Annotated in this window: 15 protein-coding genes; 10 read left to right on the forward strand and 5 right to left on the reverse strand. The window is 32.4% G+C overall.

All coding sequences use genetic code 11. The features are described from left to right. Positions 1–419 precede the first annotated feature (419 nt). The 10 genes from BMZ74_RS00005 (at position 420) to BMZ74_RS00050 (ending at position 11,378) form a co-directional block, all read left to right on the forward strand. Positions 420–782 (forward strand): Asp23/Gls24 family envelope stress response protein, encoded by a 363-nt coding sequence (locus BMZ74_RS00005; protein ID WP_089857734.1) that lies wholly within the window; start codon positions 420–422, stop codon positions 780–782. Beyond that, a complete protein-coding gene (locus BMZ74_RS00010; protein WP_089857737.1) occupies positions 772–2,538 on the forward strand; it encodes a DAK2 domain-containing protein in 1,767 nt (588 codons plus the stop codon). The genes BMZ74_RS00005 and BMZ74_RS00010 overlap by 11 nt, the downstream gene beginning before the upstream one ends. Positions 2,539–2,550: 12 nt before the next feature. After that, entirely contained in the window at positions 2,551–3,423 is an 873-nt protein-coding gene (locus BMZ74_RS00015) for a DegV family protein (protein WP_089857739.1), read from the forward strand. After that, a complete protein-coding gene (recG, locus tag BMZ74_RS00020; protein WP_089857742.1) occupies positions 3,423–5,480 on the forward strand; it encodes an ATP-dependent DNA helicase RecG in 2,058 nt (685 codons plus the stop codon). Before BMZ74_RS00015 ends, recG begins: the two co-directional genes overlap by 1 nt. Before the next feature lie 35 nt (positions 5,481–5,515). Then, the gene (gene rsmD, locus BMZ74_RS00025) at positions 5,516–6,055 is read left to right on the forward strand and encodes a 16S rRNA (guanine(966)-N(2))-methyltransferase RsmD (protein WP_089857745.1); all 540 of its coding nucleotides are present in this window, start codon (positions 5,516–5,518) and stop codon (positions 6,053–6,055) included. 23 nt (positions 6,056–6,078) lie between these two features. Beyond that, a complete protein-coding gene (gene coaD, locus BMZ74_RS00030; protein WP_089857748.1) occupies positions 6,079–6,561 on the forward strand; it encodes a pantetheine-phosphate adenylyltransferase in 483 nt (160 codons plus the stop codon). Between the two features lie 61 nt (positions 6,562–6,622). Next, on the forward strand, positions 6,623–7,561 hold the full coding sequence (locus BMZ74_RS00035) for a 1,4-dihydroxy-2-naphthoate polyprenyltransferase (protein WP_089857751.1): 939 nt from the start codon (positions 6,623–6,625) through the stop codon (positions 7,559–7,561). A gap of 58 nt (positions 7,562–7,619) precedes the next feature. Further along, the gene (locus BMZ74_RS00040; RefSeq protein ID WP_089857754.1) at positions 7,620–8,480 is read left to right on the forward strand and encodes a patatin-like phospholipase family protein; all 861 of its coding nucleotides are present in this window, start codon (positions 7,620–7,622) and stop codon (positions 8,478–8,480) included. Between the two features lie 16 nt (positions 8,481–8,496). Next, positions 8,497–9,267, forward strand: coding sequence for a tRNA lysidine(34) synthetase (locus tag BMZ74_RS00045; protein ID WP_089857757.1), 771 nt, complete (start codon positions 8,497–8,499; stop codon positions 9,265–9,267). Between the two features lie 20 nt (positions 9,268–9,287). Next, positions 9,288–11,378 (forward strand): bifunctional diguanylate cyclase/phosphodiesterase, encoded by a 2,091-nt coding sequence (locus BMZ74_RS00050; RefSeq protein WP_089857760.1) that lies wholly within the window; start codon positions 9,288–9,290, stop codon positions 11,376–11,378. Positions 11,379–11,510: 132 nt separating this feature from the next. Here BMZ74_RS00050 and BMZ74_RS00055 read toward each other — a convergent pair whose 3' ends face one another. From BMZ74_RS00055 to BMZ74_RS00075, 5 genes are all read right to left on the reverse strand, one after another. Further along, positions 11,511–13,046: a Na+/H+ antiporter NhaC family protein gene (locus BMZ74_RS00055; RefSeq protein ID WP_089857763.1), complete on the reverse strand. Its 1,536-nt coding sequence runs from the start codon at positions 13,044–13,046 to the stop codon at positions 11,511–11,513. A 21-nt stretch (positions 13,047–13,067) separates the two neighbouring features. Continuing rightward, positions 13,068–14,660, reverse strand: a complete 1,593-nt coding sequence (locus tag BMZ74_RS00060) for an amidohydrolase (protein WP_245750763.1) — start codon at positions 14,658–14,660, stop codon at positions 13,068–13,070. Positions 14,661–14,665: 5 nt separating this feature from the next. Beyond that, the gene (locus BMZ74_RS00065; RefSeq protein ID WP_089857770.1) at positions 14,666–15,484 is read right to left on the reverse strand and encodes an ABC transporter permease subunit; all 819 of its coding nucleotides are present in this window, start codon (positions 15,482–15,484) and stop codon (positions 14,666–14,668) included. A gap of 71 nt (positions 15,485–15,555) precedes the next feature. Further along, a complete protein-coding gene (locus tag BMZ74_RS00070) occupies positions 15,556–16,488 on the reverse strand; it encodes an ABC transporter permease (RefSeq protein ID WP_089857773.1) in 933 nt (310 codons plus the stop codon). Positions 16,489–16,534: 46 nt separating this feature from the next. Then, on the reverse strand, positions 16,535–18,160 hold the full coding sequence (locus BMZ74_RS00075) for an ABC transporter substrate-binding protein (RefSeq protein ID WP_089857775.1): 1,626 nt from the start codon (positions 18,158–18,160) through the stop codon (positions 16,535–16,537). Position 18,161 lies beyond the last annotated feature (1 nt).

Genomic DNA, 18,161 nt, shown 5'->3' on the forward strand with positions numbered 1-18,161 from the left:
AAGATCTGCCAATATTACTTAAAAGCACTGATTGACTATCTAAAAGTCCGTAAATCATTTGAGATATGAATTTAGTTTTAGGTTTTGATAAACCTTTTGATATTTTTTTAGAGAAATTACTTACTTTTCGTTTAATTTCATAGATTAATCTGGTATAATTAGTCACGGTGAAACAACTCCTTTTGGTGTTTTTTGTCTGCAAACTAATTATACCAAAAGAAGGAGCTTGTTTCACCTTTTTTACGTAATCTGTGGATAATCTATTTTAAGGGTTTCTAAGAGCTAATTATCCACAATTTTGACTGTTGATAACTTTGAGTTTTTGCTATTTTAAAAAATGGGGAAACTCATTTTAATTTTTTCTTGCATAGAACAATTTTATGAGATAGAATTATTATGTATGAAAAGAGGTGTTAATAATGGAAAAAGAATTAAAAAATGAACTTGGTAAGATTATAATTGATGAAGAAGTTATAGCTAAAACAGCAGGTATTGCTGTTATGGAGTGTTATGGCCTGGTTGGCATGTCTTCGCGGGGAATGCAGGATGGATTAGCTGACTTGTTAGGCTGGGATAATATAAGTAAGGGTGTAGGTGTAAATATTAATGGTGAAAAAGTTCATCTTGATTTAAATATTATAGTAGAATATGGTACTAATATTCATGAAGTAGCTCATAATGTAATGGACAGAGTCCGCTATACCCTCCAGAATAAAGTTGGAATAGAAGTTGTAACAATAGATGTAAATGTAAGGGGAGTGAGGGTTGGCGATGCCAATTAATAATCAAGAAAAGCTAACTAAAGTTAATTCAAAACAATTTATAGATATGATGAATACTGCTCTTTACTGGTTAAAAGAGCAGAAGTCATTTATTGATTCATTAAACGTATTTCCAGTTCCAGATGGTGATACAGGTACTAATATGTATTTAACTTTTAAAGAAGCCGTTTCTTCTTTAAAAGGGAAAGAAACAGCCAATGTTTCCCAATTAGCAGCAGCTTTATCTAAAGGTGCATTAATGGGAGCACGTGGTAATTCAGGAGTTATTCTTTCTCAGTTAATCAGAGGTCTTTCTCAGGCTTTAAAAGGCAGAGAAGATCTAGACAGCAGATCTTTAGCTGAAGCTCTTAAAAAAGCTTCAGAAGTGGCTTATCATGGAGTATTAAAGCCAGTTGAAGGAACAATTTTAACTGTTTCTAGAGAAGCAGCTGCTGAAGCAGAAAAAAAAGCAAAATCTGGCCAGGGTGTAGGAGAGCTGCTTGAAATAGTAATTAAAGAAGCTAAAGCTTCTCTAAAAAGAACACCTGATTTACTTGCTGCTCTAAAAGAGGCGGAGGTAGTTGACGCTGGAGGTCAGGGCTATGTAACTATTTTAGAAGGAATGTTAAAAGGACTGCGGGGAGAAGAAATTACTTCTGCTGAGGTTGAAGCTGAAAAAAATACTCAAAAAAAATCAGAGCCTGCTGCTGATATCAAATTCACTTATTGTACACAGCTTTTAATTGAAATTGATAGCAGAATTAATGATTTAGATACTGTAATTAATAAGACTAGAAAAGATCTGCAGGATTATGGTGACTCAATTATGGTAGTTGGTAGTGATGAAATTATTAAAATTCATGTGCATACTAATCATCCTGGTGTAGTGCTCGAATATGGTCTTAAAAAGGGTAAAGTCTTTGATATAAAAATAGATAATATGCGTAAACAAAATCAAGAAAAAGTTAGGCGAGAAAATGACGAGTTTTTTGATCATTCTCAATTTCATCCTAATCAGGCTGCTCATGATTCGGCTGAGTCACAGCAGGATAATGATTCTATAGCTAAAACATCTGATTCTGATCAAGAATCTGTTTCTAAACAAGCAAAAATTACAGTAGAAAAAAATACTGGTATTATCTCCGTAGCTAATGGAGAAGGTATAATTAATATTCTGCATGAATTGGGAGTTGATTATGTAATTGAAGGTGGTCAATCTATGAATCCTTCTACTAATGACTTCTTAGAAGCAGTCAAAAAGTTGAGCAGTAATCAAATTATAATTCTACCTAATAATAAAAATATAATTTCAGCGGCTAAACAAGTTGCTGAACTAACTGATAAAGCAGTTGCAATTGTTGAAACTAAATCTATTCCTCAGGCAATAACTGCAATGATGGCTTATAATGATGATTTGAAGCCAGTTGAACTAAAAGATGAAATGGAAGCTGAATTAACTTACGTAAAAACATTAGAAATTACTCGAGCTGTTAAAGATTCTAAGGTTAATGGAATGCAGATTAAGCAGGATAATTTTATTGGCCTTTGTGAGGGTAAAATAGTAGTTACTGCAACTAATGAAATAGAAACTATTCAGCAGCTGCTGCAGCAAACAGCAGCAGATGAAGAGTTAGTTACAATTTATTATGGAGAAGATGTTACAGCTGAGCAAGCAGCAGAAATCAAAGAAATTATTACTGCAGAATATGATTTTGATGAAGTTGAACTTTACTCTGGTGGTCAGCCATTATATCCGTTTATAATTTCTTTAGAATAAGGATGTGTTATTATGATTGCTCTAGTAACAGATAGCACCTGTGATTTGCCGACCGAAATTCTAGCTAAATATGAAATAGAAGTAGTTCCACTTACAGTTCAGGTTGGTGAGGATAGTTATTTTGATAAAGTTGATCTAACAGCTGATCGTTTTATTGAATTGATGGAGACTTCAAGGCAGTTGCCTACTACTTCACAACCAGCTGTGGGAGCTTTTTTACAGAAATATCAGGAGCTAGCTGCACAATATGAGCAGGTTATTTCTCTTCATATTTCGGCTGCTTTAAGTGGAACTTTCGAATCTGCTAAATTAGCAGCAAGTCAGGTTTCGGATCTAGAGATTTCAGTAATTGACTCTACCTCTACAAGTACTGGGCTCGGCTTTTTAGTTGTACTGGCAGCTAAATTAATTAAACAGGGCAAAAAATTAACTGAAATTGAAAAAGAAGTTATTGCTGCTCGTCAAAATTTACAGATTTATTTTACTGTAAATGAACTGACTTATCTTGAAAAAGGTGGCAGAATTGGTAAAGCACAGGCTTTTTTAGGAACAATTTTTAACTTTAATCCTATTTTAGAGCTGGCTAAAGAATCAGGTAAGATACTACCTAAAGATAAAGTAAGAGGTTATAAAAAGACCAATTTAAAATTAGTTGAATTAGTTAAAGATGCTGTTTCTGAACAGAGTAGAGTTAATTTAGCTTGTATATATGCTAAAAAAAGTGATAATTATCAGCAGTTTAAAGAACTATTAACTGCTGAACTGAATAATCAGGAGCAGCTTACTTATAAATTGTTTGAAAATAAGATTGGAAATGTATTGACTTCACATACAGGTCCACTCGTATATGGAATTGTGATTTATAAAGGAGAGTTATTAGACTAATGGCAGCTCAATTAGCAGATGAGGTACAATTTATTAAAGGCGTAGGTCCCAGGTGGTCTGAGCGCCTTGCTAATTTAGATATCAAAACTGTGGCTGATCTGCTTTATTATTTTCCCCGTGAATATGAAGATAGAAGTCAGATAACAGAAATCAGATTTGCCAGTCCAGGTCAAACAGCAACTTTTAAAGCTAAAGTAATTAAAATCGATTATCATCGAATTAGAAATAATTTTGATATTTTGAAAATAAGTTTTAGTGATGATACTGGTGTGATCAATGGCGTCTGGTTTAATCAGTCATATTTACGTGATAAATTTAACGAGGGTGAGTATTATTTATTAAGTGGTAAAATCAGCGAGAAAAATTGGCGTAAATATAAGAGCAAAGATATTAATAATCCAGTTTATGAGAAGTTAACTGACCAAAACTCAGTTTTAAATACTGGTAGAATAGTACCTGTTTATCCACTTACTGAAGGAATAAACCAGCGCCGTTTAAGAAAAGTAATTGCTAATGCACTAAAAAAATATCTACCATTGGTAAAAGAAATTTTGCCTGATTATATTTTAGAAAAACACAAATTTCCTGATCTTAAAACTGCAATTTTAGGGATGCATTATCCTAAAAATTTTACTCACCAAAATAGATCTCGCCAGAGATTGGCTTTTCAAGAATTTCTAATTTTTCAACTTTATTCTTTGGCTGAAAAGAAAGCAATGGCTGCCCAAACTGGAATTCAGCATAAATATCAGGAAAATCAGATCAATCAATTTTTAGCTGAATTAGATTTTGAGCTTACTTCTGCCCAAAAAAGAGTCTGGCAGGAGATTCGTCAAGATATGGAAAGCAATCGAATAATGGCAAGGCTGCTGCAGGGAGATGTTGGTTCAGGTAAGACTGTAATTGCAGCCCTTTCTTTATTAGAGACAGTTGCTAATGGCTATCAGGGGATTTTTATGGCTCCCACTGAGATTTTAGCAGAACAGCATTATCTTAATTTTAAGGAATTATTTAGTGATTTTGCAATAAATATTGAGCTAATTACTGGCAGCTTGAAAGCTGCGGCCCGGAAAGAAGTTGAGTCAGGTATTAAAGACTCTACTATTGATTTAATAATTGGTACACATGCCTTGTTTCAGGATAAGCTAGAGTATTATAATCCAGGCCTGGTTGTAATTGATGAACAGCATCGTTTTGGGGTAGAACAGCGCCATACTCTTAAGGAAAAAGGTAATAATCCAGATTTATTGATTATGACAGCAACTCCTATTCCACGCTCTATGGCGATGCTGCTGTATGGTGACCTTGATTTATCAATTATTGATGAACTTCCACCTGGACGTAAAAGAATAGCAACTTTCTGGAGGCGTAAAAATAGACGTAAAAAAATTTATCAATTTCTGTTAACTAAACTTGCGGCAGGGCGTCAGATTTATATAGTATGTCCGTTAATTGAACCTTCAGAAGAATTACCTGATTTAAAATCAGCTGAGCAATTATATCAAGAACTAGTTAAAGGTATCTTTAATGATTATCAAGTTGCTCTAATTCATAGTTCAATTAAGTCAGCAGAAAAAAAAGAAATTATGGAAAAATTTCGCCAGGGAAAAATTCAGGTTCTAATAGCAACAACTGTAATTGAAGTTGGGGTTGATGTAAGCAATGCTACAATTATGGTAATTGAAAATGCAGAAAGATTTGGTTTAGCCCAGCTTCATCAGCTAAGAGGTCGGGTTGGTAGAGGTAGTAAACAATCTTTTTGTATTTTGATTTCAGATGCTCAGGGACAAGAAGCTAAGCAGAGGCTTGATATAATGGTCAAAACAAATGATGGATTTAAGATTGCAGAAGCTGATCTAGAGTTAAGGGGTCCAGGAGAATTTTTTGGAACAAGACAGCATGGAATTGCAGATTTAAAAGTTGCTAATTTAATGACAGATCATGATTTGCTAGCTAAATCTAGGCAGGAAGCAGCTGCTTTGCTAGATAATAATAATTGGCAGAATAAATATCCCCGGCTTGCTGAGCGAGTTAAAAAATTGGAGGTAAAGGTATAATTAATTTTAAATTTGGAATTAATTGGAGGTAATTAATGCGTATTATAGCAGGAAAAGCGGGAGGAATTCCCCTTAAAAGTTTAAAAGGAAGAGATGTTAGACCTACTCTTGATAGAGTAAAAGAATCAATGTTTAATATTATTGCTTTTTATTTGCCGGGAGCAATAGTGCTTGATTTATTTGCTGGTTTTGGTAATTTAGGTATTGAAGCTTTAAGTAGAGGCGCTGTTAGCTGTCAATTTGTTGAAAAAAGCAGCTCTCATTTGCAAATAATTCGAGAAAATCTTGAAAAAAGCAAATTAATGACTGGAGCAAAATTAGAGCAGCAGGATGTATTTGCTTTTTTAAAACAAACACAGCAGAAATATGATCTTATCTTTATGGATCCTCCTTATCAGCAGGGACTGACTGAACAAGCAGTAGAGTTAATTCAGGCTCAAAAGTTACTTAACGAAAATGCGTTAATTATTTCAGAAAGATCTGCTGCAGAAAAAGCAGTTGAGTTTAGTGATCTAACTATAATTAAATCTAAAAAATACGGTAATTCATTATTAACAATCTATAAATCAAATTAATGTTATAAGAGGGAGTTAAGATGATGAAAAAAATTGTTTATCCAGGAAGTTTCGATCCAGTCACAAACGGCCATCTTGATCTTGTTAAAAGAGCTGCCAATATTTTTGATGAAGTAGTAATTTCAGTTTTTTGTAATCCTAATAAAAAACCAGTGTTTTCGATGTCAGAAAGAGTTGAAATGCTTGAACAGGCAACAGCTGATTTTAAAAATGTAACTGTAGATTCTTTTTCTGGTTTGACTACTAAATATGTGAAATCAATTGGTGCAGGCGCTATTTTACGTGGTTTGCGAGCTGTTTCTGATTTTGAAGGAGAATTTCAGATGGCTTCTATGAATAAACATCTTGATCAGGAAATAGAGACTATTTTTTTAATGACAGATACTAAATATGCTTTTTTAAGTTCCAGTGTAATTAAAGAAGCAGCTTATTTTGCTGGCGATATTAAAGAATTAGTGCCAGATTTTGTATATCAGAAATTAAAGATTAAATTTAAAAATGATTAAAATAATTTAAAAATTAATTTTATAGATTAAACTAACTAAATTTTATTTTATGGTGATAAAAATGACTCCTAAAGTTTTCTTAGAATTAGTTGAATTAAGAACTAAAATAGCAAGTATGACTCCATTTTTACTGGCCAATGCTTATGTACTTTATCATTATAAAGGTTTTAATTTGCTTAATTTTATTTTAATGTTGATCTCCTTATTGGCAGTTGATATGGCAACAACGGCTTTAAATAACTTTCAGGACTATTTAACTGCTAAAAAAAAGCATGGTTTTAATTATGAAGTTCATAATGCAGTAGTAAAATATAATCTAGCCAGTAGAACTGTTTTCATAACAATTATAATGCTTTTCTCAATAGCAGTAGTAAGTGGTTTGCTGCTTTATTTGCGAACTGATTTATTAATTATCTTATTAGGTGCATTATCATTTTTAGTTGGAATTTTATATACTTCAGGTCCAATTCCAATTTCCCGAACACCGTTCGGAGAAGTTTTTTCAGGTTTTTTTATGGGATTTGTAATTACTTTCTTAACAATTTATATTCAAAAATCTGATCTAATTAATTTAAGTTTAATTGGAGCAAAGCTTAATTTAACAATAATATACCCTGACTTAATTAGAATATTTATTTTTTCTTTTCCTCTTATTTTAGAAATAGCTGCCATTATGCTGGCTAATAACATTTGTGATATCAAAGATGACTTATCAAATAATAGATATACTTTAGCAACATATTTGGGTAAAGAAAAAAGTTTAACTATTTTTAGCTGGTTATATTATTTTAGCTATCTTAGTGTATTGGCTGCAATCTTATTAAATATTGTACCAGTTTATGCAATAATTGTTTTTATAAGTTGGCCCTATTTAAGAAAAAATATTAATATTTTTAAGCTAAAGCAGAACAAAAAAGAAACTTTTGTTTTAGCGGTTAAAAATTTTACAATCTTTAATTATCTTAATTTATTAGCTTTTTTACTGGCTTTTATTTTTTAATTATTTTAATTCTAATACCTTATTAATTAAATAAAATTAGCAGAGAGGTGTTGGCAAAGTGTTAATTGAAAACTGTGCTCTTGTCCTGGAAGGTGGTGGGATGAGAGGAGCTTTTACAGCTGGAATAATTGATTATTTTTTAAGTAATAATATTTATTTTAATTATACTATTGGTGTTTCTGCTGGTGCAAATAATGGTGCTAATTATACTAGTAGGCAGCGTCTTAGAAATAAAAAGATTTTTACAGAGTTAGTTACAGATGAAAGATATATGGGATTTAAAAATTTGATTAAAGATGGTAACTACTTCGGAATGGATTTTTTATTTCATGAACTACCGCATGAGATATTACCTTTTGATTATGATAATTTTAAAAAGTCAACAACTAAGTTAACTGTTGCAGCAACTGATTGTCAGAGTGGTGAAATTAAATATTTTAGTCCTCAGTCTGGCTCTAATTTAGATATAATAGATAAAACTTTTAAAGCTTCCAGCAGTCTTCCGCTTGTTTCCAGTCCAGTTCAAATTGGAGATAGACTTTACCTGGATGGTGGGATAAAAGACCCAATTCCGGTTAAGAAAGCTTTTAGTGATGGTTTCGAAAAAGCTGTTGTTATTTTAACTAGAGAAAGAGATTATCAAAAAGAAAAAGTTAAAGGTAAATTTTTATTAAATTTATTTTTACGCAATTATCCTAATTTAGTTGATGATATTTTACACAGACATCAAGTTTATAATAATACCTTAGAGCTAATTGAAGCTCAAGAAGCAGCTGGAAAAATTTTTGTTTTTCGGCCAGTCAACCTGGAAATTGACCGATTTAGCAAAGATGTTAAACAGCTGGAGAGACTTTATAATTCAGGCTTAAAAATAGCAGAGAATCAAGCTGCAGATTTATTAAATTGGCTGCATAATTAAATAAGGAGTAGGCTTAATGAAACTTTTTTTAAACAGTGAGTTAACTAATAAAGCAGTTAAAGCAATTGCTGAATTTGATTTAATTAAAGCTGGAGATCGAATAGCTGTCGGATTATCTGGGGGCAAAGATAGCAATTTCTTGCTTTATGTGTTGAGATTATTACAGCTTAATTTTAAAATAGATTTTAATTTAACAGCTATCCATGTTGAACCTGGTTTTAAAACAACTTTTCTTAATAAATTAAGTGATTTTTGCCAGCAGTTAGGTGTTGATTTAACAGTTATTGAAACTAAAATTGCTGAATATATTAATCAAACAACAGATAATAGTCCCTGTGCTAAGTGCTCTTATTTTAGAAAAGGGGCAATAATTAATCATTTAAATCAAAATAATTTTAATAAAGTAGCTTTTGGACATCATCTTGATGATGTTGTAGAAACTTTTTTGCTTAGTTTATTCTATTCTGGTCAACTTAAAACTTTACAACCTAATCGTTATCTGGATCAAAATCGGGTTAGTATTATCCGTCCTTTAATTTATTTAAGAGAAGAAGAGATTAAAACAGCTGTTAAAGCTAAAGGAATAGAAGTTTTAGCAAGTAATTGTCCCTATGATAAAAAAACTACTCGAGCTAATATTAGAAATGATTTTGCTAAGTATTTTACTGATCAGCTATTGTTTGCTAATCTAATTTCAGCAATGAGGAATAATCATAATTCAGAACTATGGCCTGAAGAAATGGATTATAATCTTTTAAAAACTAAGATGAATAATTATTGGCATTAATCTGCCGGGGGGTTCCAAAGATGTCAGCAAAAAGTAATGATTTTTTACTTAAAAAATTGAATTTTACTAAGAAAAGATTAAATTCTATTTATCAACAGTCACCACTTGCTTTTATCTCCTGGAATCGAGCAGGGGATATAATTGATTTAAATAATGCAGCAGTTAAACTTTTAGGCTGGCGAAAAAAAGAATTAATAAATAGAGACTTTATTTCAACTATCATTGCTGAAGAAGATCGTGATGTCTGGCGTAACTGGGAAAATGGTACCCTTGAACAGCTGCCAGCAGATTTAGTTAGTAAAGCAGTTCAAAAAAATGGTGAATTAATTACCTGTACCTGGAATAATGCCATTATTGAAGAAGATAATAATGTTGAGGAAGTTATTTCTATTGCTGAAAATCTGAGTAATGAACTGGAAAAAGAATTTAAAATGATGAAATTAGTTAAAGCAATTAATGAAACTGATAATTGGGTAGTCATTACTGATCAGAATGGAATAATTGAGTATGCAAATACAACTGTAAAAGATATAACTGGTTATGAAAATGAAGAGTTAATTGGTAAAAATCCTGTTGTTTTTAAATCGGGCAAGCATCAGCAGGAATTTTATGCTAATCTCTGGCAAACTATAAAAAGTGGTGAAGTCTTTAATGATGTAATTATCAATAAAAAGAAAAACGGGGAATTATTTTATTCTGAACAGACGATAACTCCGATCAAAGATCACAATAATAAAATTATCAATTATATTTCTGTGGGCAGGGATATAACTCAGAATGAAAAATTAAAAAGAAAGATTGAATATCTGGCTAATTATGATATTATTTTTAATATTCCCAATCGAAAAGCTCTTAATGAAAAAATTGATAATTTAATTACACTTAATAATGACTCTGAACATAAGTTAGCAGTACTTGTAGTCAATATTAATCGGATTAAATACTTAAATGATATTTATGGCCAGGAAGATGAAAAATGCTTAATTAGTTTAGTTACAAATTTGATGAATCAACAAATCAAAAAAGAAATTAATAGCATTAAACTAGATAACGATAATTATGTTTCTTATCTTGGCGGCGATAATTTTGCTATGCTGCTTAATGTAAATCGGAATGCTAATTTAATTTATAAGTTTGCTGAAACTATTTTAGGCCTTTTTGTTAATGCTCTTACTTGTAATAATGAACCATTTATGCTAAATGCTAAGATAGGGATTTCAATTTACCCTGATGATTGTATAAGTTCTAAAAGTCTGGTTTCAAATGCAGAGATAGCTCTAATTAATATTGAAGAAAATGATTATGCTTTTTTTGATGAAGAAATGAACCTTGAAATTAAGGCTTACACTAGATTAGAAGCCAAGCTGGATCGAGCAATTAAGAATGATGAATTCATAGTTTATTATCAGCCATATTATACTGGGAGTGGAAGGCTTTTTGCAATGGAGGCGCTTCTGCGCTGGCATGATCCTGAACGTGGGATTATTGCACCAGCTGAGTTTATGCCTATTTTAGAAAATTCTTTACTTATTAAAAGAGTTGGTTTAATAGTTATAAAGAAGGTTACTTTTGCAATTAAACAATGGCTGGAAAAAGGATTTCCAGTTGTTCCTGTTTCAATTAATCTTTCTACTAAGCAGCTGGAAGATTTAAATCATCTCCATAAAATTTATAAAATTATTAAAAAAAGTTTAATTAAAAATGAGCTGATAAAATTTGAAATAACTGAGTCTGGTGTAATGCGAGATGTAGATTACAGTTTAAAAATAATGGAACAAATGAAGCAGAAGGGTTTTGCTATTTCAATAGATGATTTTGGCACAGGATACTCTTCTTTTAGTTATTTACAAAAATTTCCGATAGATTACTTAAAAATTGATCTTAGTTTTATTAGAAATATGACTTTAAATACTGATAGTAAAAATATTGTAGAATCAATTATAAATATTGCTCATTTATTAAACTTAAAAACTATTGCTGAAGGTATAGAAAAGGAACTTGAATTAGAATTATTAAATAAAATGGGAAATGATTATATTCAGGGTTATTATTTTAATCCACCAGTAGCAGAAGCTAAGATAACTGAATTTTATCAGCAGAATAATTTTTAAATAAGTAAAATGTTATTTAATCAAACTTTAATCTGTTAAATTTTTAGTCGAATTTATAGAATAATTAAGCCTCTTCCAATTTTTAAAATTGGAAGAGGCTTTTAGATTTATATTATTATATTGTACAACTAGCTATGCTTCAGCTTTTTTACCAAAGAAATTAACTATTAAATAAAGAACTATAAGTGCAACTGGTAATGAATAAAAAGCAGGGACACCAAAACCAGCTGGGAGAAAGCCAAATAAAGCAGCAACTGCTCCTACAGTTAAAGCATAGGGCATTTGAGTAGTAACATGATCCATATGATCAACTGCTGAAGCAGTTGAAGACATAATAGTTGTATCAGAGATAGGCGAACAGTGATCACCCATTACTCCAGCAGTTAAAACTGCTGCAATAGTTGGCAGCATAGGAATTCCAATTGAATTAGCCAGAGGAATCGCCAATGGCATTACAATTGCTACTGTTCCCCAGGAACTACCGATAGTAAAGGCGATAAAGGAAGCCATTATAAAAAGGAGTGCCGGGACTATTTGGGGCATAATATTTCCCTGCAGCAGTGAAACTAAATAATTAGCAGTACCAAGATCATCAGTAACACTACCAATTGACCAGGCAAGAATTAAAATTAAACAGGCAATAAACATTGACTTTGCTCCATCAATCCAACCTGCAACTATTTCTTCAATTCCAATAATTCTTTTAATAAGAGCTAATCCACCAGCTAGGAAGCTCCCTATAATAGAAGCCCAGAGGAGAACAACACTAGCATCAGCATTACCATATGCATCCTGAATTGAAACACCGGTTTCCAGACCTCCTCCATTATACCAGAGACCGATAATTGTAACAGCAATTACCCCAAGAATTGGCACAAAAGAATTAAAGAAGCTAAAGCTTTTACCTTCCGGTTGCTCTATTTCTTCCATTTCTTTAGAAACCATTGGAGTAGAACCAGGACGTAATGTTTCTCCAGTTTGGCGAGCTCTTTTTTCTGCTGCAAGCATTGGGCCAAAATCTTTACCAGTAAAAATAATAATTAAGGCAAATCCCAGGGCAAGTATACTATAGAAACGAAAAGGTATTGTCTGTACAAAAGTAGAGTATGCACTTGCCTGAATTCCTAATGCATCAAACCCATCTTTAATTAAGCCAACTTCGAAAGCAATCCAGGTAGAAATTGGTACAATACTAGAAACAGCTGCAGCTGTTAGATCAACTATAAAAGCTAATTTTTCTCGAGAAATTTTCATTTTATCTGTAATAGGACGCATAGTATTGCCAACAATTAAAGTATTTGCATAATCATCAAAGAAAATTAAAACTCCCATAATCCAGGCTGCTAATTTTGTTTTAAGAACAGAGTTAGCGCGTTCAGCAACGTATTCTCCAATGGCAATAATGCCGCCGGATTTATTGATAATTCCAATCATACCTCCCATTGCAAGTAGGAAAAGAATTATACCTGCATTCCACGAATCAGCCAGTGAAGCCAATACATAATTATCCAGTGTGTGCATGAATGCAAGGATGGGGTTATAATGATTAATAACCAGTGCTCCTGAAAAAATACCTAAAAATAAAGACAAAACAACCTGTTTACTCCACCAGGCAAGTAAAATTGCCAGCAGAGGTGGTAAAAGTGAAATAAGACCGTAACTATCCATTAATTTATTACCTCCAAATTATTAATTCCAGACTAGATTACCATTTACAACAGTTCCAGCAACCTCAATATCTTTAATTTTTGTTTCGGATATTTTATATGGATTGCCTGCTAAAATAGTAAAGTCAGCCAGATAATCTTCTTTAATCTGACCAATTTCGTTTTCTTTAAAACAATTATAAGCTGCATTTTTAGTATATAATTTTAAAGCATCAGTAAGGGTAAGTTTTTGCCAGGGTAACCAACCTCCTTCAGGTTTATTATTTTTATCCTGCCTATTGACTGCACAGGAAATTCCCCAGAGAGGGGCAGGAGTTTCAATTGGGCAGTCAGATCCACCAGCAGCATTAATTCCTAAATCAAACATAGTTTTCCAGGCATAACTTAATATCTCGCGTTCTTTACCAACTCTCTTGGCAACTATTTGCCAGTCTGTTGCTGTAAAAGCAGGTTGAATATCTGCTGAAATATTTAATTCAGCCATTTTATTTAATAACTTATAGTCACTAATTTGACAGTGCACAATTCTATTCCTAAGCTGCTGATTAAATTTTGGCTGTAATTGACCAAGAATAGCTAAATAAACTTCTAAAGTACGATCACCGATTGCATGGCAGGCAACCTGTAAATTATTTTTAAAGGCTGTTTCAATCAAATTATACATCTCTTGATAACTATATGCCAGTTTTCCTTTGTTATTGGGTTGATCATGATAATTTTTTCTTAAAGCTGCTGTGCCAGCACCTAAAGAACCATCAGCTAAGATTTTTAAAGGACCAAGTGTTAAATAATCACTATATTTACTGAGTGAATTTTTGGATAAAAACTCTCTTATTTCAGCAGGTGTTTTAAGACGCAGCTGTAAGTTGAATTTAATCGGTAAATTATTTTCATCAGCTAGTTCATAATAAGCCTGCATAACTTTTTGATAACCGGCATTTGTACTGGCTAAATCGTCTGTCTGGACATGAGTAAGCCCCATTTTTCTGAGCTTTTTAGCAGCTTTTAATATGTGAGACTTAATTCCAGATACATCAAGATTATCGCGCCATTTATAAACTAACTCGAGAGCATTTTCAGCAAAGATACCAGTTAAAGAACCTGATTCATCTTTACCAATTTTACCACCAGTAACTTCTGTTTTAGCAGATATATCTAATAAATTTAAAGCTTTAGAGTTTACTACTGCAAGATGACCACAAGTTCGTGTAAGAACAATGGGAATCTGTTTACTTGCCTGATCAAGATCAAATCTATTTGGCATTCTTTTTTCTTTAAAAAGTTCTTGATTCCACCCCCAGCCAAAAACCCATTGCTCAGCTTTAACATCATTTTTAGCAAGATAGTTTTTGGTTAACTCTATTAACTCAGCAATTGAGCTAACACCATTTAAATCAATTATGTTGAGATTCATACCAAAATTAAGTACATGGAGATGACTATCATTAAAGCCAGGCAGCATTGTCTTACCAGCCAAGTTGATTAACTCAGCTTCTGGGGCTGATTCAACATTTAAAGCTATTATTTTGTTCGCTTCTATTAAAACATTATTGGCAATGGGCTGTTCAGCTGACATTGTATAAATATTTCCATTATAAAATAATTTTTTTTGCAATCTAATCATCCTTTTTTATGAGGGTCTAAATAATCTCTAATACCATCACCCATTAAATTTAGACCTAAAATTGTTAAAACAATTGCTATACCTGGATAAATCATAATCCAGGGGGCAGTCCAGATATAATCTTTTCCATTACTTAACATTGTACCCCAGCTTGGAGTAGGTGGTTGAGCACCAATCCCCAGAAAACTTAAACTTGACTCAATTAAAATAGCTGAAGCAACTCCAAAAGTTGCTATAACAAGGACTGGACCAATGATGTTAGGTAATATATGTTTGAAAATAATTCTTTTGTTAGAAGCTCCTAATGCTCTGGCAGCAGAGATAAATTCTTTTTCTTTAATAGCTAAAGTTTGAGCTCTAGTAACTCGACATGTGTAAGTCCAGAGAGTAAAACCAAGTGCAATAAAAATATTAATTAAACCCGGACCAAGGACTGCCATAATTGCCAAAGCAAGTATTAAAGACGGAATTGAAAGCATTAAGTTAGTAATATTCATAATTAGATCATCTATTTTTCCGCCAAAATAGCCAGCTATAAGCCCCATTAAAACTCCAACAAAAGTATTAATTATTTGAGTAACCAGACCAATTGTTAAAGAAATTCGTGCTCCATAAATTATACGACTAAAAATATCGCGTCCCTGTCTATCAGTTCCAAAGATAAACTGATCTCCTGGTTGCTCAAGACTATTAAGAAGATTGGCATCATCAATCGGATCATATGGCGCCAGTAGAGGAGCGAAAATAGCTGTTAGAATTACGGCTGCTGTGATAAAAACTCCTAAATATAATTGCGGATTCTGCTTAAACTTAATTGTTAAGACCTCCCTTATAAGTAGATTAACTAAATTTAATAGCTAGAGTTGAAATAAATTGCAAGATAAATTTAAGAATATGATATTCTGGGATCTAAAAAAGCATAAAGGAGATCAACAGTTAGATTAATTACAATAAAGCCAATTGCAAAAACTAGAATACAGCCCTGCATTGCTGGAATATCTCGTTTGAAAATAGAATTAACAACTAAAACACCAATTCCTGGCCAGGCAAAAACTTTTTCTACAACTACAGTATTAGCTAAAATTGTACCAAGCTGCAGACCAATTATTGTAATAATTGAAGTTAAGGCATTTCTTAATATATGTTTAAAGTTTACTTTTAATTGAGAAATTCCTTTTGCTTTAGCTGTTCTAACGTGATCATGATTTATTTCATCTAGTACAGCTGATCTAGTTGTTCTGGCAATAAGAGCTATCATTGGAATACTTAAAGTTAAAGCAGGTAAAATTAAATAAGTAAAAGCGCCATTACCAGTTCCAGCTGCAGGTAAAATATTTTTAATAACAGCAAAATAATACATTAACATTAGTCCTAACCAGAAACGAGGCATTGAAATACCTAATATTGCAATTACCATTAATATAATATCAAGTAGTTTGCCGCGATTTAAAGCTGCAATAAAACCAAGAGAAATTCCTACAATTACTGCTAATAAAAAGGCAATAAAGACTATTTTTAAAGTATTAATTAATTTAGGGAATAATAATTTAGTAACTGCTGTTGAAGTACGATATGAAGTTCCTAAGTCACCATGTAATAGATTTTTTATGTAAGTGAAATAACGAATTGCTAATGGCTGATCAAGTCCCCATTTAGCTCTAATATTAGCAATTACTGCTTCATTTTTAGCCATTCTTAAATCACCAGCCAGTAAAGCTGCATCACCGGGAAGGACATTCATGACAAAAAATAAGATTGTTAAGAGGACAAAAATTGTAATAATTGCCTGGATAATTCTTCTGCTAAAATACTTTAACATTTTAATTTCCAGAAACAGCCTTTAGGCTGTTTCTGGGATACACCTCCTATTTTCGGGGACTGGAACTGTTCAGCCAGATCTTTGCAAAAGGCTGATAAGTCATTTCTCTAGCGTTACCTACGATTCCATTAACCCATGGCTTTCTAATCATAACTGCTTTATTATAATTAAAAAACCAGGCAGCAGCATCATCAACTAAAACTTTTTCAGCTGCCTGAACATATTTTATTCTCTGTTCTAAGTCAACTGTATTCAAAGCTTTTTCAATTAGTCTATCAAATTCTTCATTTTTATAATTACCATAATTAGTAGCTGTTCTTGGTATTTCAGACCAGAAGAAAAGAGACATTTCTTTAATTGGCGAAGTTTCTCCTCCTAGTGAAAAGATAAAAGCATCAAAATCTCCTTGCCGAGCTCTGGTTGACCAGGTTGCCCCATCTACTACTTCAGTAGTTACTTTAAAACCAACATTTTTTAGATAAGGCATAGCTGCTTCAATAACAGGGATACCCCAGGCGGGATTATTAGTTCCAATGATATTAATTTCTAGAGGATTTTCTGGTGTATAACCTGCAGCCTGCATTAATTCTTTAGCTTTTTCAGGATTAAATTCATATCCTTTTAGCTCAGGATTATAAGCAATATTGCTGGGAGGAAGCCAGCCAGTTGCTGCAGTAGCTTTACCATTTAATAGTTTTTCTACAATTAATTTTTTATCAATTGCATAATTAAAAGCCTGTCGAACTCTTTTATCCTGAAATTTTTCTAAATCTAGATTAAAAATAACCGTTCTAACCCATACTTCAGGTACCTCTACCAGGAGATCTTTATACTGAGGATTATTTTTATATGTCTTATATTGAGCAGCAGAGACTAGATCAACATCGAGTTCATCTGATCGGAAAGAAGCTGTCCTTGTAGCTGCTTCTGGCATAACAATAAATTGAATTTTGTCTAGATAGGGACGTCCAGCATAATAATCTTTAAAAGCAGCCACTACTACTTTTTCATCCTGGCTTAATTCGACAAATTTAAAGGGACCAGTTCCAACTGGCTCCATACCAAAATCATTACCAACTTTTGTTACATAATCTTCAGGTAAAATTGCTGCTTTTTCATTGGCTATTAAATCTAGAAAGCCAACATCAAGACTGGCTAAAGTTATTTTTATTGTATAATCATCAATAATTTTTATGCCTGTTAAATGATCTGTTTTACCAGCTATGTAATCTGCTGCACCAGCAATATTTTGAGCAATTGGAGTAGCTACAGAAGCTTGTTTAGGATCTAATATTCTTTCAAAAGTAAAGCGAACATCTTCTGCTGTAAAAGCCTCTCCGTTATGAAAAGTAACTCCGTGTCTTAAGTTAAAGATGTAGTTTAAACCATCTTGACTAACCTGATAAGATTCGGCTAAATCAGGAACTATTTTACCACTTGCTTCATCTACTCTGACCAGGGTAGAAAAAATTGCTTTAGTTACAATACTCTGAGTTACATCATTTGATTGACCAGGCTCCAGGGTCGATATACTCTGTGGATAGGGTAAAGGATAATTTAAAGTCCCCCCATATTCAGCCTCTTCAGCTGCCAGAACACTAAAAGAACAGGCAGTTATTAATAAAAAGCCCAGACTCATAAAAAATACTAACTTACTCACTACTTTTTTCATT

Source organism: Halanaerobium salsuginis, assembly GCF_900114545.1.
Taxonomy (GTDB): domain Bacteria; phylum Bacillota; class Halanaerobiia; order Halanaerobiales; family Halanaerobiaceae; genus Halanaerobium; species Halanaerobium salsuginis.